Origin of the sequence: Micromonospora sp. M71_S20 (assembly GCF_003664255.1) — a bacterium.
Lineage (GTDB): Bacteria > Actinomycetota > Actinomycetes > Mycobacteriales > Micromonosporaceae > Micromonospora.
Map to the genome: position 1 here is coordinate 2209326 of NZ_RCCV01000001.1, position 21720 is coordinate 2231045.

Here is a 21720-nt window from a genome sequence, read left to right on the forward strand (position 1 = left end):
CAGCGTCGCCTTCCGTTCACGACCGGGCACGCCTCTGCCCGCGACTGCGGGGCTCGCTCCGCTCTCTCCTCGCGCGGGCGACTGGGGCTCGCAAGCTCACTCCTCGCGCTCACCGGTCACACCCCCCCATGACGGGGTCCAGCGATGCCCCACCGGCGATCACGTCGGCGATCAGGCCACCCTCGGCCATCGCCGGGAGGGCCTGGAGGTTGACGAAGCTCGGCTCCCGGTAGTGCACCCGGTAGGGCCGGGTGCCACCGTCGGAGACGGCGTGCACGCCCAGCTCGCCGCGGGGCGACTCGATGCCGACGTAGACCTGGCCCGGCGGCACCCGGAAGCCCTCGGTGACGAGCTTGAAGTGGTGGATCAGCGACTCCATCGACTGACCCATGATCTTCGCGACGTGCTCCAGCGAGTTGCCCATGCCGTCGACGCCGATGGCGAGCTGCGCCGGCCAGGCGATCTTCTTGTCGGCCACCATCACCGGGCCCGGCCTGAGCCGGTCCAACGCCTGCTCAACGAGCTTGAGCGACTCCCGGATCTCGGCGAGCCGGACCAGGTAGCGGCCCCACACGTCGCCGTCGGTGTGCGTCGGCACGTCGAACTCGTACGTCTCGTAGCCGCAGTACGGCATGGTCTTGCGCAGGTCCCAGGCGAGGCCGGCGGAGCGCAGCACCGGGCCGGTCACGCCGAGCGCGAGACAGCCGGTCACGTCGAGCACCGCGACGTTCTTCGTCCGCTCGAGCCAGATGGGCTGCCCGGAGAGGAGGTTCTCGTACTCCTTGAGCCGCTTCGGCATCAGCTTCAGGAACTCGCGGATCTTGACGATCGCCTCGTCCGGCACGTCCTGCGCCACGCCGCCCGGCCGGACGTACGCGTGGTTCATCCGCAGACCGGTGATGATCTCGAAGATCTCCAGGACGTACTCACGCTCGCGGAAGCCGTAGAGCATCATGTTGATGGCGCCCAGCTCCATGGCGGTGGTGGCCACCCAGACCAGGTGCGAGGAGATCCGGTTCAGCTCCATCATCAGGACCCGGATGGTGTTCGCCCGCTCGGTGATCTGCTCGGAGACCCCGAGCAGCTTCTCCACCGCCAGCGCGTATCCGGTCTCGTTGAAGATCGGGGCGAGGTAGTCCATCCGGGTCACGAAGGTGCTGCCCTGGACCCAGTTGCGGTATTCGAGGTTCTTCTCGATGCCGGTGTGCAGGTAGCCGACGACCGAGCGGGCCTCGCGGACCGTCTCGCCCTCCAGCTCCAGGATCAGCCGGAGCACGCCGTGCGTCGACGGGTGCTGCGGACCCATGTTGACGACGATCCGCTCGTCGTTGATCGGGTCGGTCCCCGAGACGACGCTGTCCCAGTCGCCACCGGTGACGGTGAAGACCTTCCCCTCGGTGGTGTCGCGCTCGGTGGCGTAGTTCGACGTGGTCACTGGTAGGACCTCCTCCGGTCCGGCGGCGGGATCTCAGCGCCCTTGTACTCGACGGGTACGCCGCCGAGCGGGTAGTCCTTGCGCTGCGGGTGCCCCTCCCAGTCGTCCGGCATGAGGATCCGGGTCAGGTTGGGGTGACCGTCGAAGACGATGCCGAACATGTCGTACGCCTCGCGCTCCTGCCAGTCCGCCGTCGGGTAGACCGACGTGACGCTCGGCAGGTGCGGGTCCTCGGCGGAGACCGCGGCCTCCAGCCGTACCGTGCGGCGGTAGGTCATCGAGGTGAGCTGGTAGACGACGTGCAGGCGGCGGGCGTCGGCGCCGAGGTAGTCCACCCCGGAGACCGAGGAGCACAGCTCGAAGCGGAGCGCCATGTCGTCGCGCATCACCTGGCAGACCTCGGCGATCCGCTCGGGGCGGATGTGCAGGGTCAGCTCGCCCCGGTCGACCACGACCTTCTCGACGGCGTCGGCGAAGGCCGGGTACGCCTCCTCCAGCGCGTCGCGGACCTCGTCGAAGTAGCCCCCGTACGGCCGGGGCGCGTCCTCGATGGTCCGGCGCTGGCGGACGAGGCCGCCGAAGCCGGACACGTCCCCGGAGCCCTGGTTGCCGAACATGCCCCGGCCGGCCGGGCTGGCCGGTGGGTACTCGGCGGGTGCGGTGCTGCTGGCACCGGCCGGCGTGACCGGCACCGGCACGCCGCCGTCGTCTTTCCTGTCCTGAGGCGCGGTCACTTCTGGACACCCCCGTGCTGGTGCAGGTGGTTCTGGGCCTTCATCCAGTTCTCGATCCGCAGCTGCTCCTCGCGACCCTCACGGACCGCCTTGGTCCACTCGGCCCGCCGGGCCTTGTCGCTGCGGTACGACGACGGCATCGAGCCGTAGGGGACGACCGGGACGTCGCCGCGCTCCCGACGCGCCTCGAGCATCTTGCGGCCGTTCGGGCCGAGCGGCTCGTGCCCGATCTTCTCGCGCAGCTTGAGGACCGCGTCGATGAGCATCTCGGGCCGGGGCGGGCAGCCGGGCAGGTACATGTCGACCGGCACGATGTGGTCGACGCCCTGCACGATGGCGTAGTTGTTGAACATGCCGCCGCTGCTGGCGCAGACGCCCATCGAGATGACCCAGCGGGGCTCCGCCATCTGGTCGTAGATCTGGCGCAGCACCGGGGCCATCTTCTGGCTCACCCGGCCGGCCACGATCATCAGGTCGGCCTGCCGGGGCGAGGCCCGGAAGACCTCCATGCCCCAGCGGCCCATGTCGTAGTGCGGACCACCGGCGGCCATCATCTCGATCGCGCAGCAGGCCAGACCGAAGGTGGCCCCCCAGACCGACGTCTTCCGCGACCAGTTGACCAGCTTCTCCACCGAGGTGAGCAGGACACCGGCGGGAAGCTTCTCCTCGATACCCATCTGAGGTTCCTCCCTCAGTCCCAGTCCAGGCCGCCGCGCCGCCAGACGTAGGCGTAGGCGACGAAGACCGCGACGATGAACAGGACCATCTCCACGAAGCCGAAGATCGGCAGGGCGTCGAACGAGACCGCCCAGGGGTAGAGGAAGATGATCTCGATGTCGAAGACGATGAAGAGCATCGCCGTCAGGTAGAACTTGATCGGGAACCGGCCGCCGCCGACCGGCTGCGGGCTGGGCTCGATGCCGCACTCGTACGCCTCGAGCTTGGCCTTGTTGTAGCGCCGGGGACCGGCGAAGCGGGCAGCGCCCACGGAGAACAGCGCGAACCCCGCGGCGAGGGCGAACAGCCCGATGATCGGTGCGTAAGGCGAGAGCGACATCGTTTTCTCCTGCTCGTCCTTCCCTGCCCTGGTCCTTGTCAAAAATCACACTATTCACGTCCCTCGCGACGGTCGTCGGCGGGGGTCGATCTCCCCTGTCCACACCTGCGGTCATCACAGACCGTGGACGGGGCCGTCACACAGGGCTGCCTTCGTTCGCGACCACAGGGGCTCGCAGGCCCACTCCTCGCGTTACACGGCCGGTGCCACCTTCGTCATCGTGTTGATGACGCGGTCCATCGCGTCCCCGTCCCGGGGGTCGGTCAGGTTGGCCAGCAGCTTGAGCACGAAGCGCATCAGCATCGGGTGCGGCATGCCGTGCTTCGTGGCCATCCGCATGATCTCGGGACGGCCGATGAGCTTCACGAAGATGCCGCCGAGCCGGTAGTAGCCGCCGAAGCGGGTCTTCAGCTCCGTCGAGTACGCCGTCAGCGCACGCTCCCGGTCCGCGCCGGCCGGGCGCGCGAGCGCCTGCACGGCGACCTCCGCGGCCAGCTCGCCGGACTCCATCGCGTACGCGATGCCCTCGCCGTTGAACGGGTTGACCATGCCGCCGGAGTCGCCGACCAGCATCACGCCGCGGGTGTAGTGCGGCACCCGGTTGAAGCCCATGGGGAGGGCGGCGCCGAGGATCGGGCCCTCCGCGTTCGCCTCGTCGGTCATGCCCCAGTCGGCGGGCGTGTTGGCCAGCCAGTCGGTGAGCAGCCGGCGGTAGTTGGTCTTGCCGAACGCGGACGAGGAGTTGAGCACGCCGAGGCCGACGTTGACCCGGCCGTCGCCCAGCCCGAAGATCCAGCCGTACCCGGGCAGCAGGTTGTCGCCGCTGTCCTTGCTGCGCAGCTCGAGCCAGGACTCCAGGTAGTTGTCGTCGTGCTTGGCGGGCGAGCGGTAGTAGCGCCGGACGGCGACGCCGATCGGCCGGTCCTCGCGCTTGGCCAGCCCGAGGGCGAGCGGGAAGCGGCCGGAGACCCCGTCGGCCGCGACGACCAGCGGCGCGTGGAAGGTGGCGGGCTCCTTGCCCGGGCCGACCTCCGCCTCGACGCCGGTGACCCGGCCGTCCGGGCCCAGCACCGGGCCGGTGACGTTCACGCCGGTGCGCAGCTCCGCGCCGGCGTCGACGGCGCGCCGGGCGAGCAGGTCGTCGAAGTCGAGCCGGGTGCGCACCAGGCCGTAGTTGGGGAAGCTCGCCAGGTCGGGCCAGTCCAGCTCCAGCCGGACGCCGCCACCGATGACCCGCAGGCCCCGGTTGTGCAGCCAGCCCGCCTCGGGCGAGGTGTCCACGCCCATCCGGATCAGCTGCCGCACCGCGCGCGGGGTCAGCCCGTCGCCGCAGACCTTCTCCCGGGGGAACTCGGTCTTCTCCAGCAGCAGCACCCGTACGCCGTGCCGAGCCAGGTGGTACGCGGTAGCCGACCCACCGGGACCGGCGCCCACGACGATCACGTCGGCGTCATGTTCCACCGCGGCCATCCCGCGCCTCCTCCCGCATGCTCGTGAAATGCTTCACAAGCCAGACGGTGGGAGTCTATGACCGACGTCATGACCACGCCGGATCAGGGGTACCTAACTTGCCGGGGACACGTCGGCCGAGGTCGGAGGCGGGGTGCCGGGGCGGGCCTCAGTGCCGGGCGGAGGCGGCCGGGTCCAGGCCGGCGTCGTGCCGGATCGTCTCCGGCAGGTGCTCGCGAAGCGCGCCACCGGCGGCGCGGTCGAGGGCGGCCAGCACCTCGGCCACGACCTGACGGACGTCGGCGGGATCCGCGCCGGCCAGCTCCTTGAGCTGGGCGATGAGTTCGGTCGCGTCGTCGTCGGTGGCCTCCGCGCCGACCGCCTGGTGTCGTCCCGTCATGGGGGCGAGCTTACGGAACAAAGTGGAGCAAAAACGGATACTTGCGAAAAAGGTCCCGAATCGGCCTAGGCGCGGACCGCGCGGTGCAGCGCCGCGATCCCGCCGGTCAGGTTGCGCCAGGCCACCCGGCCCCAACCCGCCGCGCCGATCCGCGCGGCCAGGGCCGGCTGGTCGGGCCACGCCCGGATCGACTCCGCCAGGTAGACGTACGCGTCGGGGTTGCTGGAGACGGCGCGGGCCACGCTCGGCAGCGAACGCATCAGGTACGACAGGTAGACGGTGCGGAACGCCGGGTTCACCGGGGTGCTGAACTCGCACACCACCAGCCGGCCGCCCGGCCGGGTGACCCGGGCCAGCTCCCGCAGGGCGGCGTCGGTGTCGTTCACGTTGCGCAACGCGAAGGAGATGGTCACCGCGTCGAAGCTGGCGTCGGCGAAGGGCAGCTTCAACGCGTCCCCGGCCAGCAGCGGCACCTGGGGACGGGTGCGCTTGCCGACGCGCAGCATGCCGAGGGACAGGTCGGCGCCCACCGCGTACGCGCCCGACTGGGCCAGCTCCTCGGTGGAGACGCCGGTGCCGGCACCCACGTCGAGCACCCGATCACCCGGCCGCAGGTCGAGCGCGGTGCGGGTGGCCCGGCGCCAGAACCGGTCCTGCCCGAAGGAGAGGACGGTGTTGGTCAGGTCGTAGCGAGCCGCCACGCCGTCGAACATCGCGGCGACCTCGTGCGGCTGCTTGTCCAGGTTGGCGCGCTGGCCCTGCGGGGTACGGCTCACCCCTCCACTCTGCCAGCCCGGCCCACCCGGGCGGTGGGTGGGTCGACCGCCGGTCATGAACGCCACACGTGAGGCGGCGGCGGGGAAAGCCGGGCCGGACAGGCAAGGGGCGGGATGGTCGCCCATCCCGCCCCCTGTGTGGTCGTACGTCAGTCGGTCGACTTCTCGTCGCCGGGCGCCACCAGGACGACCCTGCGCCGCCGGGAGAGCAGCAGCAGTGCGCCGCCGGCCAGCAGCACGGCCACGCCGATGCCGCCGATCAGGCCGACCTGCACGCCGGTCACCGGCAGCCCGCCGTCGCCGCCACCGCCACCGCCGCCCGGGGTCGTGGTCGGGACCGCCGTGGGACCGCCGGTCGGGGTCGCCGTCGGCGCCACGGTCGGCGTCGGCGTCGGCGTCGGGCTCGGCTGCGCCGAGAGGTCGACGAAGGCCTCGAAGACCGTGTGGTTGTCTGCCATGTCGATCTCGGAGAAGGCCTTCCGCTGCGCCTGGCCGGCGACCCGCGGCTCCTCCTCCGGCTCGCCCTCGGCGACGTCCAGCCCGTACGCGAAGAGGTCGCCCTCGCGCAGCACCGGCTCGGTCACGTCGTCGCCCACCTTCACCGTCACGTCGGCGGTGTAGTACTGCCCACGGCGGACGATCGCCCCGGCGTCCTCGCAGAACGCCTGCTCCTTGCCGAGGAACACCTGCGTGACGCAGCCCTGCGGCAGCGTCACGAAGCTCACACCGGGCGGGAGGGTGATGCCGTAGAAGACGCCGGTCGCGGGCCGGCTGCCGTCGTTGTAGACCGCCCAGTCCAGTCCGACGGTCTCGCCCCGGCGCACCGGCTTCAGGTCCGGCTCGTCGGCCACCGCGCCGTTGACCACGACGCCTGCCTGGACGTCCTGCACCCAGGCGGTGAGGTCGTAGCCGGGCTTCGTGACGGTCACCGGCACCACGACCTTGTCGCGAACCTTGCCCCCGGGCGTCGCGGTGACGACGTGGACGACCAGCTTGCCGCCGTCGCCCCGGCCGCCCGTGCTGAACAGCGGAACGCCGAAGTCCTTGCTGGTGCCGGCGGGCAGGTCGCCGAGGGAGCACTGGTAGAGGTGGGCCTCGATGGCGCGGCACCCCTCGGGCACCAGGAAGCCGACGCGCTTGTCCTTGAGCTGCCGGGTGTTCACCCGGTACGAGACGTCCTCCGCCGTGGCCGTGCCGGCGTTGGTGACGGTGAACTTGAACGGCTTGCTCCGGGCCGCGTCGACACCCTTCGCGAGCTGGGTGCTGATCGGGATCACGGCGAGGTCCGGCCCGTCGGCGGCCTGGGCGGGAACGGCGACGGTGGTCAGACCACCCGCCGCGAGGAGTGCCACGGCACCGGCGCGGGCCAGGGCCGAGCGATGGAACAGGGTCATCGGTCCCCCGGGGGGTTAGGGAAGAAACGGATGGTTGCGGAACCCGGGCGGACGCTATCGAAGGTCGATGCGGCACGCCAGCAGGGAGATCGTGTTTCATCCGTCCGGCCGACCGGGTCGGACGGACGGGCCCCACGCACAGCGGGGGCGGGATGGTCACCCATCCCGCCCCCGCTGCCGTGCGTTATGTGAACGACCCTCGCGGGTCGGTGGAGGACGACCGTCAGGCCGTCGGCTTCTCGTCGCCCGGGGTCACCAGGACGACCCGGCGACGCCGCGCCACCATGAACATGGCCGCGCCCGCGACCAGGACCACCGCGCCGATGCCGCCGATCAGGGTGGTCTGCGCGCCGGTGACCGGCAGGCCGCCGTCGTCGTCACCGCCGCCGCCCGCGCCGCCCTTGGCCGCGACGATCACCGCGTAGCCGTCGGAGTTGTCGGTGGCGTCCACATCGGTGGCCTGCAGGCCGGTGACGTTCTGCGGCAGGGTCGCAGTCGCCCGCATCCGGCTGGGCGCGGTGCCGACCGGCTCGACGCTGACCAGGCCGCCCTTGAGGGCGCCCGGCTTCACGTCCGCCGCCACGTCGAACAGGTGGTAGAAGCCGTAGGCCGAGTAGAGCTTGTCGTCGTCGTTGGTGTCCTCGTCCTGCGGGATCAGGCCGAAGTTGGCGTAGGTGCAGGTGAAGGTGGACTTGTCGGCCGCGTACTCGCAGCTCGGCTCCACCTCGGTCGGGGTCACGCCCTTCGGCAGCTTGACGCTGATCTTGAGACCGGCGGCGGCCACGTCACCCTGGTTGCTGATGAAGTAGGTCAGCGCCGACCGGCCGCCCGCGTGCAGGTCGCCGGAGTAGACCGGATTGCCGTCGACGACCTTCACGGCCTGCTTGACGTCCTCGGCGACGACCGAGAGGTCCGGCCCGCTGGCGTCCGAGAGGTCCAGCGTGGCGGTCTTGGTGTTGTTCGCCGCGTTGGTGTCGTCCTTCGAGACGAGCTTGAAGGAGAGGGGGGCCTGGTAGGTGCCCTTCACCTCGTTCTTGAACAGGACGACCGGCAGGTCGGTGGTCTCGCCCGGGCCCGGCAGGCCCTTCTCCGTCGCGTAGCAGACGAAGGCGGTCGGCTTCTCGTCGGTGCCCTCCACGTCGCAGCCGTCCTCGACGGCCGGCCAGGCGATGACCTTGTCGAAGTCGACCTTGGACACGTCCACCCGCACGGCCAGCTCGCTCGGGGTGTTCTTGCCGAGGTTGGTCACCTTGGCGTAGGCCAGCTTGCCCTGCGCGTTGGCGGCGACCCGCGTGCCGGCCACGTCGATCGCGAGGTCCGTCTCCGTGCCCGAGGCGTGGGCCGGGCTACCGAGAGCGGTCAACGCGCCGGAGGCGAGCAGCGCGCCGGCGCCGATACGCGCCAGCGAGCGGTTACGGAAGATCATGGAAAGGTTCCCCCCGTTGGGGTGAAGGAAAGGTACGGCCGCGGACGTTAGCGGTAAGCGATCACGCTCGCCACCCCCCAGGTCGGGCGTGTTGAACAGTGCGGCTAAGAATCACTTAAGGAATGCCCGGATTGATATGTCTTGCTGGCCCGGCCACGTCGCAGCCGGCTCCGAATGGCAACTTAATTGAGATCAACGGCCCCCGGGAATTCACCCGATCGGTTAGCCGGCGAAGCCATTCACGGTCACGCTCCGTACGCTGACGATCCACACAGCGGCCGACGTACGGCGACACCCCACCGCCGGGCGACGGTGGGGTGTCTGGGTATTGCGGATGGCTGCGGACGCCCCGCTCAGCGGGCGTCGACCAGCGGCAGGGACTTCCCGGCGCCGCCGCCCGGCATGGCGATCGAGGAGAAGTGCGAGACGACCCGCTCGTCGGTCGGGTCGTCGGCCGGGGTGTGGTGCACGGCCAGTCGGTTGTAGAGAGTGTCGCGCTGGGCGGGGATCCGGTCCGCCGAGCGGATCATGCCGATCAGCTCGTGCAGGTTGGAGCGGTGCCGCGCGCCGGCGGAGGAGATGACGTTCTCCTCCAGCATGATCGACCCGAGGTCGTCCACGCCCATGTGCAGGGCGAGCTGCCCGACGTCCTTGCCGGTGGTCAGCCAGGACGCCTGGAGGTGCGGCACCGTCTCGAAGAAGAGCCGGGCGACCGCGACCAGTCGCAGGTACTCCAGGGTGGTGGCCTGGGTCCGGCCCTTGAGGTGGTTGTTCTCCGGCTGGTACGTCCACGGGATGAACGCCCGGAAGCCCCTCGTGCGGTCCTGCACGTCGCGGATCATCCGCAGGTGCTCGATCCGCTCGGCGGCGGTCTCGCCGGTGCCCATCATCATGGTGGCGGTCGACTCGACACCCTGCCGGTGCGCCAGCTCCATGACCTCCAGCCAGCGCTCGCCCGACTCCTTCAGCGGCGCGATCGCCTTCCGGGGGCGGGCGGGCAGCATCTCCGCGCCGGCGCCGGCGATCGAGTCCAGCCCGGCCGCCTTGATCCGGGCGATGGCCTCGTCGAGGCTGACGCCGGAGACCTTGGCCATGTGCAGGATCTCGCTGGGGCCGATCGAGTGGATCGCCAGCTGCGGGTAGGCCTTCTTGACCGAGGAGAACAGCTCCTCGTAGTACTCCACGCCGTAGTCCGGGTGGTGCCCGCCCTGGAGCATGACCTGGGTGGCGCCCAGCTCGACCGCCTCGCCGCAGCGGCGCAGGATCTCCTCGGTCGGGTGGGTCCAGCCCTCCCGGTGCTTCGGGGCCCGGTAGAACGCGCAGAACTTGCACGCCGTCACGCAGACGTTCGTGTAGTTGATGTTGCGGTCGATCAGGTACGTGACGACGTTGTCCGGGTAGCGCCGTCGGCGCACCGCGTCGGCGGCCTCGCCCAGGGCGTGCAACGGCGCCTCGGTGTAGAGCAGCAGGGCCTCCTCGGGCGTGATCCGCCCGCCGTCCGCGCCACGCTGCAGGATGTCGTCGATCTCCCGGCTCACACTCACCCCCCGAGCCTACGTCGCCCGCCCAGGCAGCCGGCCGATGGCCGCCGAACGGCCCGCCCGGCGGCCCGTCGGGTGTGACGGTGTTCACCCTCGCCGGTGGTGCGGCGCCGCCCGTCCGACGACGGACGACGCCGCACCCTCCGGTCAGAAGACGCGCGGGATGCTGCTGGGCGTCCAGCCGCTGCCCACGGCACTGGTGCTGGTGGCGTAGAGCTTGAAGTCGGCGCTCAGGTCCCCGGTCGACTGGAAGCCGAGCATGACGCCGGCGGAGTCCTGGCCGATCAGGTCGGTGCGGCCGTCGCCGGTGACGTCCCCGACCAGGATGCGGGGCCGGTTCGTCGTGCCCCAGTTCGTGCCCACGTACGGGTAGGGCCCGGAGAACAGCAGCCCCTCGCCGGTCATCGCCCCAGACGACCGGTACGCCCGCAGCCGTCCGTCCGCGAGCTGGGCGACCAGGTCGGTGGTGCCGTCACCGTCGAAGTCGGCCGGCAGAATCCGAGGAATCGAGGAACTCCGCCAACCGGTGCCGACCACCTTCGCCACGAGCGTCGTCGGGAAGAGCCTCATGTCCATGGAGAGATTCCCGCTGGACGGGTAGCCCTTCATGGTGCCGTCGGCGTGCTGGGCGATCAGATCGGTCCGCCCGTCGCCGTTGAAGTCGCCGGTCAGGATCCGCGGCACCTCCGTGGTGGTGAAACCGGTGCCGACATCTCTCGTCGCCCCGGCGAACAGCCGGGAGTCGGCGGAGAGATCGCCCGTTGACGTCCAGACCCGTAGCGTGCCGTTGGACAGTTGACCGAGAAGGTCGGTGCGGCCGTCGCCGTTGAAGTCGCCCGGGATGAGCCGGGGGATCGAGCCGATGCTGAAGCCGGTGCCGACGATCGCGGAAGCCCCGGCGAAGAGCCGGTAGTCGGCGGAGAGGTCGCCGGTCGACTCCCAGGCGGTCAGAGTGCCGTCGCCGCTCTGCGCGATGATGTCCGCCCGGCCGTCCCCGGTGAAGTCCCCGGTGAGCGCCCGCGGCCGGTTCGCCCCGCCCCAGTTCGTCCCCACGTAGCGGTAGGGCGACGGGAAGAGCGGGGCGGTGCCCGAGAGGTCCCCGCTCGAAGCGTAGGCCCGCAGCCGGCCGTCGGCGAGTTGGGCGAGCCCGTCGGTGCGGCAGTCGCCGGTCCAGTCGCCCAGGATCACGACACCTGCCTGGTCTGCCGGGCCGTGACTCGCGCCACCGGCACTGCAGTTGTTGGGCGTGTTCTGACGGATCCAGCCGGCCAGGTCGTCGGTGCGGGTCTCGGTGGCGTCCCGCCGGGTCTCCGTCTCGGCGAGGCAACCACCCTGCCAGGAGGTGGCATGTACGGCAACCAGCTCGGGACTTCCGTTCACCACCCGCACCGCCGGCCCTCCGGCGTCACCCTTGCAGGTGGTCGGCCCACCCTGCCCGTTGCTGATCGCGACCGAGGTGGCCGAGACGGTGCCGACCGTGACCGGCACACCGTGCAGCTTGTCGGGCACCCACTCGGTGGCGGTACGGCCGAAACCGAGCGCCTGCAACGTCTCGCCCGGCACGGGTGCCCCGGTGGCGAGCGCGACCGGGGTGACGCCGACCACCGGCAGCGTGAGCCGGAGCAGCGCGAGGTTCCGATCCGGGTGCGACACCACGAGGTTGGCACGCTGCACCCGGCCGTCGTTCGTGGTCAGGTCCAGCCGGCCCACGGTGACCGTGGTGGGCCACGCGGGCGCGCTCGCAGTCGAGCGCGGGCCCGCACCGGGGGGAAGGCACGAATGGGCCGTCAACACCCACTGGGGCGCGACCAGCGCCCCGGAGCAGGCACCCAACTCGCCGAAGCTGACCTTCGCCGCGAAGGCGTACGCGCTGTCCGTGACCGGGCTGCCCCCGCTTACCGCCCGGGCCGGCGCACCTGCGACGGCCCCTGCCGTCAACGCGGCAGCGACACCGATGACGAGGGCTCTTCGCCGTCGTCGTATCTGCTGATCCATCGACACTCCATTCCTCGGGCACGGCGGCCGGCCGCCCGCGTTGTGGCGCCGGCCATCTCGACCCGCCGGTCCGCCCGGGGCGCACCGGCCGGCCGCGTCACCTGCCAGTGACGGACTGGAATATAGATGTTGGGCGGTCGCCGCACCGCCCCGCTCGACCGCCGCGATCCGGCCCTCCCCGACGCGCCGATCGAACCATTAACATTCGTGGATGATTCTCAGAGCGCCTTCCCCCACCCGTCCTCCCCTACGTCGCCGGGTGCTGCTGGGCCTCGTACCGCTCGGCGCCGCCGCGCTGGCCGTCGCGACGGCGGGCCGACCGGCGCGGGCGGCGACGACGCCCCGGGCGCCGGAGTGCCTCGCCGACCTGACGGCGGCCTGATGGCCACCATCCCCTGGCTCGCCGACGTGCTCCGCGCCGCCGGCGTCACGGTGGTCGAGCACGGCAACTGGCTCGGCCGGGTGGCCGGCAGCTCGTTCAACCCGATCGGCGTGCTCTGGCACCACACCGCCGCCACCTCCAGCGCCGGCAATCCGCACCCCGCCCTGCACATCTGCATCAACGGCCGGTCCGACCTGCCCGGCCCGCTCTGCCAGGCCCTGGTCGACCACCACGGCGTCTTCCACGTCATCTCCGGCGGGCGGGCCAACCACGCCGGCGTCAGCCGCGGCAGCGGCCCCATCCCGGCCGGCGACGGCAACACCCTGATGATCGGTTGGGAGATCGACTACAACGGGGTCAACCAGGCCATGACCGGCGCCCAGTACAGCGCCTCGGTGCTCGCCACCGCCGCCGTGCTGCGGCGGCTCGGCCGGGACGCCAGCCACGCCCGGGGCCACCGGGAGACCAGCACCAGCGGCAAGATCGACCCGTCGTTCATCGACCTGGACTCGATGCGCGCCGACGTGGCCCGCCAGCTCACCGGCAACCCGCCCCTCGACCTCACGGAGAACGACATGAAGCTGATCCAGTCACCCGGCCGCGGCATCGCCCTCGTCGGCCCCGGCTACTTCCGCCAGCTGCGCAACGACGAGGAGGTGCACGCCGCCGTCGCGCTGGCCGGCAACCCGCTGGTCGGAAACGACCGCCAGTTCGACCTGTGGCGCAGCATCGCGTACGACGGCCAGGTCAAGGCCCCGAGCTGAGCACGGGAGTGTGGGGGTCGGCGGGTCCGACGCGGTGCCGGCGTCGAGCCCGCCGACCCGGTTCCGCCCCGCCGGACGGCGGGCAGACCGGTCAGGCGTCGTAGTCGACCGTGAGCCGGTCGGTGGTCGGGCTGGACTGGCAGGTGAGGACGTAGCCGGCGGCCACCTCGTCCGGCTCCAGCGCGTAGTTGCGGGCCATCGTGACCGCGCCGTCGACCACCTTGGCCTTGCAGGTCGAGCAGACCCCGCCCTTGCAGGCGTAGGGCAGCTCGCCGCGCACCTTCAGCGCCGCGTCCAGCACCCGCTCGTCGCGCCGCATCGTGAAGCTCGACGACCGGCCGTCCAGCAGGATGGTCACCTCCGCGCCGCCCCCCGGCTCGTCGGCCGGGCGTCGCGGCGGGGCCGGGGCCTCGGCGACGTGGAACAGCTCCGTGTGCACCGCCGACTCCGGCACGCCGCGCGCGGCGAGCACCTCCCGGGCGTCCACCACCATGTCGTACGGGCCGCAGAGGAACCACTCGTCGACGGTGTCGCCGGGCACGACGGTGTCCAGCAGCCGGCCCAGCCGGTCGGCGTCGATCCGGCCGGAGAGCAGCGGCGACTCGCCCTGCTCCCGGGAGAGCACGTGCACCAGGTGCAGCCGCGTCGGCCACCGGTCCTTCAGGTCGGCCAGTTCCTCGGCGAACATCACCGTGTTCGCCGTGCGGTTGCCGTACACCAGCGTGAACGTGCTGGCCGGCTCGACGGCGAGCGCCGTCGCGACCAGCGCGAGCACCGGGGTGATGCCCGAGCCGGCGACCACCGCGCCGTAGTGGCGGGCCCGGTCCGGCGCGAGGGCCGTGGTGAAGTGCCCGAGCGGCGGCAGCACCTCGATCGTGTCGCCGCCGCGCAGCGCGCCGCAGGCGAAGGCGGAGAACGCGCCGCCGGGGATCTCCCGCACGCCGATCCGCAATCGGCCGTGCCGGGCCAGGTCGTCGGGCGTGGAGCAGATGGAGTACGACCGCCGCACGTCCTCACCGGCGGCGCCGGGGCGGCGGACGGTGAGGTGCTGACCGGCGGAGAACGCGAACGTCTCCCGCAGCTCCTCCGGCACGGCGAAGGTGACCGCCACGGCGTCGTCGGTGAGCCGGTCGACGGCGGCGACGCACAGCGGGTGGAAGACCGGCCGGCGACGGACCGGGCGGGTGATGGTGACAGTCACAGCGCCTTCAGGTGGTCGAAGGGTTCACGGCAGGAACGGCAGCGCCAGAGCGCCTTGCACGCGGTCGAGCCGAAGCGGCTGACCTGCTCGGTCTCGGGCGAGCCGCAGCGCGGGCAGCGGACGGCGAGGGTCAGCGGCACCACGTTGTCGGCGCGCACGGGCGCCGGCGGGGCGATGCCGGCGGCGGCTAGCTTGGCCCGGCCGGCGTCGGAGATCCAGTCGGTGCTCCACGCCGGGCTGTAGACGGTCCGCACGTCGGCGTCGGGACGACCGGCGGCGGCCAGCGCCCGCCGGATGTCGGCGCGGATCACGTCCATCGCCGGGCAGCCGGTGTAGGTGGGGGTGATGGTCACGACCACCCGGCCGGTGGCCGGGTCCTCGTCGACCGCCCGCAGGATGCCGAGGTCGTCGATGGTGACCACCCGGATCTCAGGGTCCACCACCGCCGCCACGGCCTCCCGCGGAGTCACCGCTCTGGCCTTCCGTTCACGACCGCAGGGCTCCGCTGCGCCGCACTCCACGCGCTCACCAGTTGGCTCCGGGGTGGGCGCGGTGCAGCACCTGCATCTCGGCGAGCAGGTAGGACAGGTGCTCGGTGTGCACGCCGTCCCGCCCGCCGGCCGGCGCCCAGCCGGACTCCGGCCGGGACAGCGTGGCCTCGTCGAGGACGGCGGCGACGGTGGCGTCGAAGTCGGCCCGCAGGGTGGCCGGGTCGACCGGCGCCGCCGGGTCGGGGGCGAACAGCTCGTGCACGTACGGCCAGACCTGGTCGACGGCCGCCTGCATGCGCCGGCGCGACTCCTCGGTGCCGTCGCCGAGCCGCCGCACCCACAGCGAGGCGTGGTCGAGATGGTAGGCCGACTCCTTGCGGGCCTTGGCCCCGATGGCGGCCAGCCGCTCGTCGGCGCACCCGGCCAGCGCGGTGTAGAGCGGGAGCTGGTAGGCCGCGAGGAAGAGCAGCTTCGCCATGGTGACCGCGAAGTCACCGTTGGGCAGCTCCACCAGCAGGCAGTTGCGGAACTCGCGGTCGTCGCGGAGGAACGCCAGTGCGTCCTCGTCCCGGCCGGCGCCCTCCAGCTCACCCGCGTACGACAGCAGGAGCCGGGCCGCGCCGAGCTGGTCGAGGGCGATGTTGGCCAGCGCGATGTCCTCCTCCATCTCCGGCGCGCGGGTGGTCCACTCGGCCAGCCGCTGCGCCGCGACGAGCGCGTCGTCGCCGAGGGCGAGGGCGAAGTCGAAGGGGCCGTTCACGCCGCCACCTCGCTCCGCTCGGCGGCAGCGCGACGCGCCCCGGTGCTGAGCCGAATGGTTCGCTCGCTGCGCTCGCTCACAGGTGGGCCACCCCGTCCGGCACGTCGTAGAAGGTGGGATGGCGGTAGACCTTGTCGGCCGCCGGGTCGAAGAAGGCGTCCTTCTCGTCGGGGCTGGACGCGGTGATCGCGCCCGCCGGCACCACCCAGATGGAGACGCCCTCCTGGCGGCGGGTGTAGAGGTCCCGCGCGTTGCGCAGGGCCAGCTCGGCGTCGGGGGCGTGCAGGCTGCCGACGTGGGTGTGCGACAGCCCGCGCCGAGCCCGCACGAAGACCTCCCACAAGGGCGAAGGACCGCTCACGCCGCGCTGGTCCGTTCGCTCGCTGCGCTCGCTCACGCCGCTACCTTCTCCTTCTTCTCCACCCGCTTGGCGGCGTACGCCGCGGCGGCCTCACGCACCCAGGCGCCGCCGTCATGGGCGCGGCGGCGGTGCTCCATCCGCTGCCGGTTGCACGGGCCGTTGCCCTTGATCACCCGCATCAGCTCGTCGTAGTCGGGCTGGGTGAAGTCGTACGACTGCCGGGACTCGTTCCAGCGCAGGTCAGGATCCGGGATGGTCAGGCCGAGGATCTCGGCCTGCTGCACGCACATGTCCACGAAGCGCTGGCGCAGCTCGTCGTTGGAGAAGCGCTTGATCTTCCAGGCCATGGACTGCGCCGAGTGGGTGGAGTCGGTGTCCGGCGGGCCGAACATCGCCAGCGACGGGTACCACCAGCGGTCGAGGGCGTCCTGCGCCATCGCCTTCTGCTCGGGCGTGCCGTGCGCCAGCGTGTGCAGGATCTCGTAGCCCTGCCGCTGGTGGAACGACTCCTCCTTGCAGACCCGGATCATGGCCCGCGCGTACGGCCCGTAGGAGCAGCGGCAGAGCGGGACCTGGTTGACGATAGCGGCCCCGTCCACCAGCCAGCCGATCGCGCCCACGTCGGCCCAGGTCAGGGTGGGGTAGTTGAAGATCGAGCTGTACTTCTGCCGACCGTTCAGCAGCAGCTCGACCAGCTCGTCGCGGCTGATCCCGAGGGTCTCGGCGGCGGCGTAGAGGTAGAGGCCGTGGCCGGCCTCGTCCTGGACCTTGGCCAGCAGGATCGCCTTGCGCTTGAGCGAGGGGGCGCGGCTGATCCAGTTGCCCTCCGGCTGCATACCGATGATCTCGGAGTGGGCGTGCTGCGCGATCTGCCGGATCAGCGTCTTGCGGTACGCCTCGGGCATCCAGTCGCGCGGCTCGATCTTCTGGTCGGCGTCGATGACCTCGGCGAAGTACGCCTCGAGATCCTCGTCCGGGCCGGGGGCGCCGCCCCGGCGGCCACGTGCGGCGGCCTCCCGCAGGGCCGCCTCCGCCGCCTCGACCTCGCCGAGCAGGCCGCCGCCGGGCGCGTCGTCGGCGGAGAAGTCGTTGCCATACATGGGGTCAAGTGTTACAGCTCGCCTCTCGGGACACCAGAGGGTGTAACAGGTTTCCGGAGACACTTTCGGGACGGGGCGGAGACTCCGGCAGCCGGGCAAACTATGACTTGGGTCACTATGGAAAGGTGAATCCTCTCAACAGCCGCATAGCGGCTCGATATCCCGCCTACATGGCAAGTTGCCAGGTGTCGGGTTCTGGCGCGCCGCCGAACCGCACGTAGACTTCCCCCGTCACACCGATCGGCTGCCGACGATCGCCCGAGAAACACGGAGGGCGGATCCCCCGGCCCCCGGCGAGCCGCCGATCCGTCCGACAACCAGCCGGTCCCCCCGGCCTGACATCTGGAGCTCATCCACTCATGCGATCCCGCGTGACCCTGGTGCTCGCCGTCGTGGCGGTCCTCCTCGGTGGCGGCCTGCTCGTTCCGGCCGCGTACGCCCGACTCGCCGGCGACGACGCCGCGAGCGGTGGAAGCGGCGGCGGGAGCGTCGCGGCCCCCGCGCCCACCCCACCCCCGCCGCCGACCCTGGCCGCCGGCCCGGTCGCGGTGGACTTCAAGGGCGAGTTCTTCTCGTGGGCCCTGATGGACCGGGAGACCGGCGAGATCTCCGGGTCGAAGAACCTGGCCTCGACCAGCTCCACCGAATCGATGATCAAGGCCTGGTTCGCGGCGGACTACCTCCGCCAGCTCGGCGACAAGCCGCTGCCGGCCGAGCGCAAGAAGCAGATCACCACCGCCATCCGGGACAGCAACGACGACGCCGCCAACGCCCTCTACGGCGCGGTGGGCCGGGCCGCGACGATCAAGCGGATGGTCAGCACCTGCGAGCTCACCGACACCAAGCCGGGCAACGTGCCCGGCTACGTGGGCTGGTGGAGCTTCACCCGGATGTCCCCGCGCGACGCCGTCCGGCTCGGCGACTGCATCGCCGACGGCACGGCCGCCGGCCCCAAGTGGACGAAGCTCCTGCTGGACGAGATGAGCAAGGTCAGGGGCAGCACGGCCGCCAAGGACCAGAAGGCCCGCTCCGGCGGCGGCCGGTGGGGCATCATCGACGGCCTCCCCCAGTCGATCCTCAGCCAGGGCCCGGTCGGCATGAAGAACGGCTGGACCCCGCTCAACTACGACGGCAACTGGCACGTGAACTGCCTCGCGGTAACCGACAAATGGAGCCTCGCGGTGATGCTCCGCTACCCGCAGAAGAGCGGGCTGAACTACGGCGCGCAGGTCTGCGCCTCGGTCGCCAGCCAGCTCGTCACCCCGCAGCCGGGCGCCGCCCTCAAGGTGCCGCAGCAGCCCGCCGGGAAGCTCTGATGGCGCGACAGCGCCGGGCAGCCGAGCCCGCCGACGCCTCCCCCGGCAAGCTGATCGCCATCGCGGTGGTCCTCATCGGCCTGGTGCTCGTCTCGCTGCGGCTGCTGCCGGGCTCGCCGTTCGAGTCCCGCGCCGCCGCCGAGTGGGGCGCCCCCGCCGGCCCCGCCGAACGCGCCACGGGAGCCCCGGGCGACCGCAGCTCGCGGCCGTCGCCGTCGCCGAGCCCCACGCCGGAGCCGCTGCCGTTCCAGGCGAAGGACCTCGACCTGGACATCGAGGGCTGGTACTCCTGGAGCGTCCTCGACCGCCGCAGCGGCGAGATCGCCGGCTCGGACAACATGGACGAGACCAGCACCACCGCGTCGCTGATCAAGGCCTGGATCGTCGCCGACTACCTGCGCCGGGCAGACGTCGCCGGCCAGACCCCGAGCGACGCCAGACTCGCCGACGCCACGAAGATCATTCGGGACAGCGACAACACCCGGGCCGAGCAGTTCTACAACACCGTCGGCCGGTCCGCCTCGATCAAGCGGCTGATCTCCCTGTGCGACCTGACGGACAGCAAGGTCGCCCCGGACGGCGGCTGGAGCCGTACCGCCCTCTCGCCCCGGGACACCGCCCGGATGGGCGCCTGCATCGCCGACGGCCGCGCCGCCGGACCCGAGTGGACCAAGTGGCTGATCGACGAGATGCGGCTGGTCCGGGGCGCCGGTGACTTCGGCATCCGCAAGGCGTTCCCGGCCGCGGAGCGCAAGACCATCGCCATCAAGAACGGCTGGATCGACCGTACGCGCGAGCAGGAGATGCACATCAACTGCCTCGCCATCGGCGACACCTGGACGATGGGCGTGATGGTCCGCTACCCCATCGGCAAGGGCTACGAGTACGGCATGAAGAACTGCCAGAAGATCACCGAAGCCCTCCTCCGCCCCACCACCTAGACCCGCCGCCTCCGGTCGGCCAGCGGGTCAGCCCATGAAGAAGGCGGGGCCGGAGGCGGGCAGGGGCGGGGCGGCGTCGATGGCGGCGGCGCGACGCGCGAACTCGCGCAGACCGGCCACTTGGCGCTCGCCGAGGGAGAAGTCCAGCGCCCGGAAGTACGTCGCCAGGGTCGCCGCGTCGAACGGCTCCCAGCGCGCGGCCGCCTCGGCCACCTGGTCCAGTTCGGCCAGGCAGAGGTCCCGGGAGCGCAGGAACGCCTCGTGCACCTCCTTGACCAGGCCCGGGTGGGCGGCGGCGAAGTCGCGGCGTACCGCCCAGACGGCGAAGACCATCGGCAGGCCCGTCCACTCCCGCCACGCCTGCCCGAGGTCGGTGACCTCCAGCCCACGCTTCGGCGCCTCGTAGAGGGCACGCAGCGCCACGTCGCCGATCAGCACCCCGGCGTCCGCCTCCAGCAGCATCTGGGTCAGGTCGGGCGGGCAGCGGAAGTACTCGGGGTTCACCCCGTACCGCTCGCCGAGCAGCAACTGGGCCAGCAGCACGCCCGTCCGCGAGGTCGAGCCGAGCGCCACCTTGCCGTGGCCGAGCTCGGCCAGCGGGCGGGTGGAGACGACGTTGACGGAGAGCACCGGGCCGTCGCTGCCGACCGCCAGGTCGGGCAGGAGCAGCAGCTCGTCGGCGTGGCGGAGGTACTCCACCTGGGAGATCGGGCCGATGTCCAGGTCACCGGCGACCAGGGCGGCGCTGAGCCGGTCCGGCGAGTCCTTGTGCAGGTCGACGTCGATGAGGGCACCGGAGCGCATCAGCCCCCAGTAGATCGGCAGGCAGTTCAGGAACTGGATGTGCCCGACCCGGGGGCGTGCGACGTGCTCAGCCATGCCCCGACCGTATCCCCGCCACCGTCCGGTGGCTCAGTGGGCCGGGCTGGGAGTGGCCAACCCCGCATCCGCCGGCTCAGCGGCGTCGCCGGGGGTGCCGGCCGCTCGGACCCGCCGGACGGACCGGGCGACGGCCGGCACGAAGGCCACGACGACCAGCAGGCCGACCGCGCCGGCCGCCGCGATCAGGGGTCGCGGCGCCAGCAGCGCCAGCAGGGCGCCACCGATGAGGTAGCCCCCCATCGAGCCGCCCTGCACCGCTGCGCCGTAGAGGGCGTACGCCCGGCCGCGCGACGCCTCCGGCACCCGCCGGGCGGTGAGCAGGTTGGCGAAGACGTTCTCCCCGCCGTTCGCCGCGCCCGCCATCAGCCAGAGCGGGACCAGCAGCGCGGCCGTGGGCACGGCGGCGGCGACGACCACCGTCAGGCAGATTCCGCCGAGCGTCACCAGCACCCCGTACACCAGGGCGCCGTCGTCGGTGAGCCGGCGGGCCAGCCGGGCGCAGAGCCAGCTGCCGGGCAGCATCCCCGCCATCCAGGCGGCGCCGACCAGTCCGTACACCGTGGGCGAGCCGTCGAGGGTCTCCCGGATGAAGAAGACCTCGACCACGTTGATGCCGCCGACGGCCGTGATGACCGCGGCCGTGCTGAGGACGACGGCCAGCAGCAGCGGGTCGCTGCGCAGCCGCCACGCCGGGGCCCGTTCCGTCCCGGAGGCGGGCGCGGCCGTGGCCCGCCCGCCGCCCCTGCGGGTGCGCAGCAGCAGACCCGCGGCCACCAGCGCGAGGTAGCTCACGGCGTCGATGAGCAGGGGTACGCGCGCGCCGAACTGCCCGACCAGCAGCCCGGCGAGCACCGGGCCGCCGAGCGCGCCCAGGCTGCTGGCCGTCTGGCTGATCGCGCTCGCCCGGGGCAGGTCGGCGGGGCGCACCATCGCTGGCAGCAGCGCAGCCAGGCAGGGCTGGGTGACGGCCAGCCCGCAGGCGAGCAGCGCGACGAGCCCGATGATCAGGGCCGGGTGGTCGGCGAAGGCGAGCAGGGCGCAGACGGCGGCCTGCCCCAGGCCGGCGGTGACCAGCAGCGTCCGGCTGTCCACCCGGTCGGCGAGCCGCCCGGTGAGCGGGGCGAGCACCACCAGCGGCAGGGTGGCCGCCAACAGCAGTCCGGACACGGCGAGGCCGCTGGCGCCGGCGGTCTGGAGGGCGAGCGCCAGGGCGGTGGCGGCGAGGAAGTCACCGCACATCGAGGTGCCGCGTGCGGTGGCCGCGAGCCAGACGTCGGACCAGCGCGACCCGTCAGTTGTGAAGGACATACTTCGA

At 71.9% G+C, this 21720-nt stretch carries 22 protein-coding genes; 4 read left to right on the forward strand and 18 right to left on the reverse strand.

The features are described from left to right. Positions 1–109: 109 nt before the first annotated feature. The 11 genes from DER29_RS09940 to DER29_RS09990 all read right to left on the reverse strand — a co-directional run bounded on the left by DER29_RS09940 (position 110) and on the right by DER29_RS09990 (position 12207). Positions 110–1435 carry an NADH-quinone oxidoreductase subunit D gene (locus tag DER29_RS09940; protein ID WP_121397085.1) on the reverse strand — a complete coding sequence of 442 codons (1326 nt, stop codon included), beginning with the start codon at positions 1433–1435 and terminating at the stop codon, positions 110–112. After that, a complete protein-coding gene (locus tag DER29_RS09945) occupies positions 1432–2169 on the reverse strand; it encodes an NADH-quinone oxidoreductase subunit C (RefSeq protein WP_121397086.1) in 738 nt (245 codons plus the stop codon). The genes DER29_RS09940 and DER29_RS09945 overlap by 4 nt, the downstream gene beginning before the upstream one ends. Then, a complete protein-coding gene (locus DER29_RS09950) occupies positions 2166–2846 on the reverse strand; it encodes an NADH-quinone oxidoreductase subunit B family protein (RefSeq protein ID WP_121397087.1) in 681 nt (226 codons plus the stop codon). Before DER29_RS09950 ends, DER29_RS09945 begins: the two co-directional genes overlap by 4 nt. A gap of 14 nt (positions 2847–2860) precedes the next feature. Beyond that, positions 2861–3226: an NADH-quinone oxidoreductase subunit A gene (locus tag DER29_RS09955; RefSeq protein ID WP_091099323.1), complete on the reverse strand. Its 366-nt coding sequence runs from the start codon at positions 3224–3226 to the stop codon at positions 2861–2863. A gap of 192 nt (positions 3227–3418) precedes the next feature. Further along, positions 3419–4696: a geranylgeranyl reductase family protein gene (locus DER29_RS09960; RefSeq protein ID WP_121397088.1), complete on the reverse strand. Its 1278-nt coding sequence runs from the start codon at positions 4694–4696 to the stop codon at positions 3419–3421. 148 nt (positions 4697–4844) lie between these two features. Further along, the gene (locus DER29_RS09965) at positions 4845–5075 is read right to left on the reverse strand and encodes a hypothetical protein (protein ID WP_121397089.1); all 231 of its coding nucleotides are present in this window, start codon (positions 5073–5075) and stop codon (positions 4845–4847) included. 65 nt (positions 5076–5140) lie between these two features. Further along, on the reverse strand, positions 5141–5851 hold the full coding sequence (locus DER29_RS09970) for a demethylmenaquinone methyltransferase (RefSeq protein ID WP_121397090.1): 711 nt from the start codon (positions 5849–5851) through the stop codon (positions 5141–5143). A 149-nt stretch (positions 5852–6000) separates the two neighbouring features. Continuing rightward, positions 6001–7245: a cell wall anchor protein gene (locus DER29_RS09975; protein WP_121397091.1), complete on the reverse strand. Its 1245-nt coding sequence runs from the start codon at positions 7243–7245 to the stop codon at positions 6001–6003. A gap of 223 nt (positions 7246–7468) precedes the next feature. Then, entirely contained in the window at positions 7469–8671 is a 1203-nt protein-coding gene (locus DER29_RS09980; protein ID WP_121397092.1) for an LPXTG cell wall anchor domain-containing protein, read from the reverse strand. A gap of 353 nt (positions 8672–9024) precedes the next feature. Then, complete coding sequence (gene mqnC / locus DER29_RS09985; RefSeq protein WP_121397093.1) at positions 9025–10215, reverse strand: cyclic dehypoxanthinyl futalosine synthase; 1191 nt, start codon at positions 10213–10215, stop codon at positions 9025–9027. A 144-nt stretch (positions 10216–10359) separates the two neighbouring features. After that, positions 10360–12207 (reverse strand): FG-GAP-like repeat-containing protein, encoded by a 1848-nt coding sequence (locus DER29_RS09990; RefSeq protein ID WP_121397094.1) that lies wholly within the window; start codon positions 12205–12207, stop codon positions 10360–10362. Between the two features lie 211 nt (positions 12208–12418). Here DER29_RS09990 and DER29_RS34480 point away from each other — a divergent pair, with 211 nt between their 5' ends. Both DER29_RS34480 and DER29_RS09995 read left to right on the forward strand, forming a co-directional pair. Next, on the forward strand, positions 12419–12589 hold the full coding sequence (locus DER29_RS34480; RefSeq protein WP_199729206.1) for a hypothetical protein: 171 nt from the start codon (positions 12419–12421) through the stop codon (positions 12587–12589). Next, complete coding sequence (locus DER29_RS09995; protein WP_233599703.1) at positions 12589–13353, forward strand: N-acetylmuramoyl-L-alanine amidase; 765 nt, start codon at positions 12589–12591, stop codon at positions 13351–13353. Before DER29_RS34480 ends, DER29_RS09995 begins: the two co-directional genes overlap by 1 nt. Positions 13354–13444: 91 nt before the next feature. Here the strand turns inward: DER29_RS09995 and paaE are convergent, their stop codons facing one another. The 5 genes from paaE to paaA form a co-directional block, all read right to left on the reverse strand. Then, entirely contained in the window at positions 13445–14554 is a 1110-nt protein-coding gene (gene paaE / locus DER29_RS10000) for a 1,2-phenylacetyl-CoA epoxidase subunit PaaE (RefSeq protein ID WP_121397095.1), read from the reverse strand. Further along, positions 14551–15024 (reverse strand): 1,2-phenylacetyl-CoA epoxidase subunit PaaD, encoded by a 474-nt coding sequence (paaD, locus tag DER29_RS10005; protein ID WP_121397096.1) that lies wholly within the window; start codon positions 15022–15024, stop codon positions 14551–14553. The genes paaE and paaD overlap by 4 nt, the downstream gene beginning before the upstream one ends. A 55-nt stretch (positions 15025–15079) precedes the next feature. Beyond that, the gene (gene paaC, locus DER29_RS10010) at positions 15080–15805 is read right to left on the reverse strand and encodes a 1,2-phenylacetyl-CoA epoxidase subunit PaaC (RefSeq protein ID WP_121397097.1); all 726 of its coding nucleotides are present in this window, start codon (positions 15803–15805) and stop codon (positions 15080–15082) included. A 76-nt stretch (positions 15806–15881) separates the two neighbouring features. Further along, positions 15882–16202, reverse strand: a complete 321-nt coding sequence (paaB, locus tag DER29_RS10015) for a 1,2-phenylacetyl-CoA epoxidase subunit PaaB (RefSeq protein WP_121397098.1) — start codon at positions 16200–16202, stop codon at positions 15882–15884. Then, positions 16199–17266 (reverse strand): 1,2-phenylacetyl-CoA epoxidase subunit PaaA, encoded by a 1068-nt coding sequence (paaA, locus tag DER29_RS10020; RefSeq protein WP_121397099.1) that lies wholly within the window; start codon positions 17264–17266, stop codon positions 16199–16201. Before paaA ends, paaB begins: the two co-directional genes overlap by 4 nt. A 359-nt stretch (positions 17267–17625) precedes the next feature. Here paaA and DER29_RS10025 point away from each other — a divergent pair, with 359 nt between their 5' ends. Together DER29_RS10025 and DER29_RS10030 are read left to right on the forward strand one after the other, a co-directional pair. Next, complete coding sequence (locus tag DER29_RS10025; RefSeq protein ID WP_121397100.1) at positions 17626–18582, forward strand: hypothetical protein; 957 nt, start codon at positions 17626–17628, stop codon at positions 18580–18582. After that, the gene (locus DER29_RS10030; RefSeq protein ID WP_121397101.1) at positions 18582–19523 is read left to right on the forward strand and encodes a hypothetical protein; all 942 of its coding nucleotides are present in this window, start codon (positions 18582–18584) and stop codon (positions 19521–19523) included. Before DER29_RS10025 ends, DER29_RS10030 begins: the two co-directional genes overlap by 1 nt. Positions 19524–19550: 27 nt before the next feature. Here DER29_RS10030 and DER29_RS10035 read toward each other — a convergent pair whose 3' ends face one another. After that, positions 19551–20402 (reverse strand): menaquinone biosynthetic enzyme MqnA/MqnD family protein, encoded by an 852-nt coding sequence (locus DER29_RS10035; RefSeq protein ID WP_121397102.1) that lies wholly within the window; start codon positions 20400–20402, stop codon positions 19551–19553. Positions 20403–20435: 33 nt separating this feature from the next. Continuing rightward, a complete protein-coding gene (locus DER29_RS10040; protein WP_121397103.1) occupies positions 20436–21713 on the reverse strand; it encodes an MFS transporter in 1278 nt (425 codons plus the stop codon). Positions 21714–21720: the final 7 nt, after the last annotated feature.

Coding starts and splice junctions, on each gene's coding strand:
- DER29_RS09950 (WP_121397087.1), bottom strand. CDS start 2,846: ATGGGTATCGAGGAGAAGCTTCCCGCCGGTGTCCTGCTCACCTCGGTG.
- DER29_RS09955 (WP_091099323.1), bottom strand. CDS start 3,226: ATGTCGCTCTCGCCTTACGCACCGATCATCGGGCTGTTCGCCCTCGCC.
- DER29_RS09960 (WP_121397088.1), bottom strand. CDS start 4,696: ATGGCCGCGGTGGAACATGACGCCGACGTGATCGTCGTGGGCGCCGGT.
- DER29_RS09965 (WP_121397089.1), bottom strand. CDS start 5,075: ATGACGGGACGACACCAGGCGGTCGGCGCGGAGGCCACCGACGACGAC.
- DER29_RS09975 (WP_121397091.1), bottom strand. CDS start 7,245: ATGACCCTGTTCCATCGCTCGGCCCTGGCCCGCGCCGGTGCCGTGGCA.
- DER29_RS09980 (WP_121397092.1), bottom strand. CDS start 8,671: ATGATCTTCCGTAACCGCTCGCTGGCGCGTATCGGCGCCGGCGCGCTG.
- DER29_RS09990 (WP_121397094.1), bottom strand. CDS start 12,207: ATGGATCAGCAGATACGACGACGGCGAAGAGCCCTCGTCATCGGTGTC.
- DER29_RS34480 (WP_199729206.1), top strand. CDS start 12,419: ATGATTCTCAGAGCGCCTTCCCCCACCCGTCCTCCCCTACGTCGCCGG.
- DER29_RS09995 (WP_233599703.1), top strand. CDS start 12,589: ATGGCCACCATCCCCTGGCTCGCCGACGTGCTCCGCGCCGCCGGCGTC.
- paaA (WP_121397099.1), bottom strand. CDS start 17,266: ATGTATGGCAACGACTTCTCCGCCGACGACGCGCCCGGCGGCGGCCTG.
- DER29_RS10025 (WP_121397100.1), top strand. CDS start 17,626: ATGCGATCCCGCGTGACCCTGGTGCTCGCCGTCGTGGCGGTCCTCCTC.
- DER29_RS10030 (WP_121397101.1), top strand. CDS start 18,582: ATGGCGCGACAGCGCCGGGCAGCCGAGCCCGCCGACGCCTCCCCCGGC.
- DER29_RS10035 (WP_121397102.1), bottom strand. CDS start 20,402: ATGGCTGAGCACGTCGCACGCCCCCGGGTCGGGCACATCCAGTTCCTG.
- DER29_RS10040 (WP_121397103.1), bottom strand. CDS start 21,713: ATGTCCTTCACAACTGACGGGTCGCGCTGGTCCGACGTCTGGCTCGCG.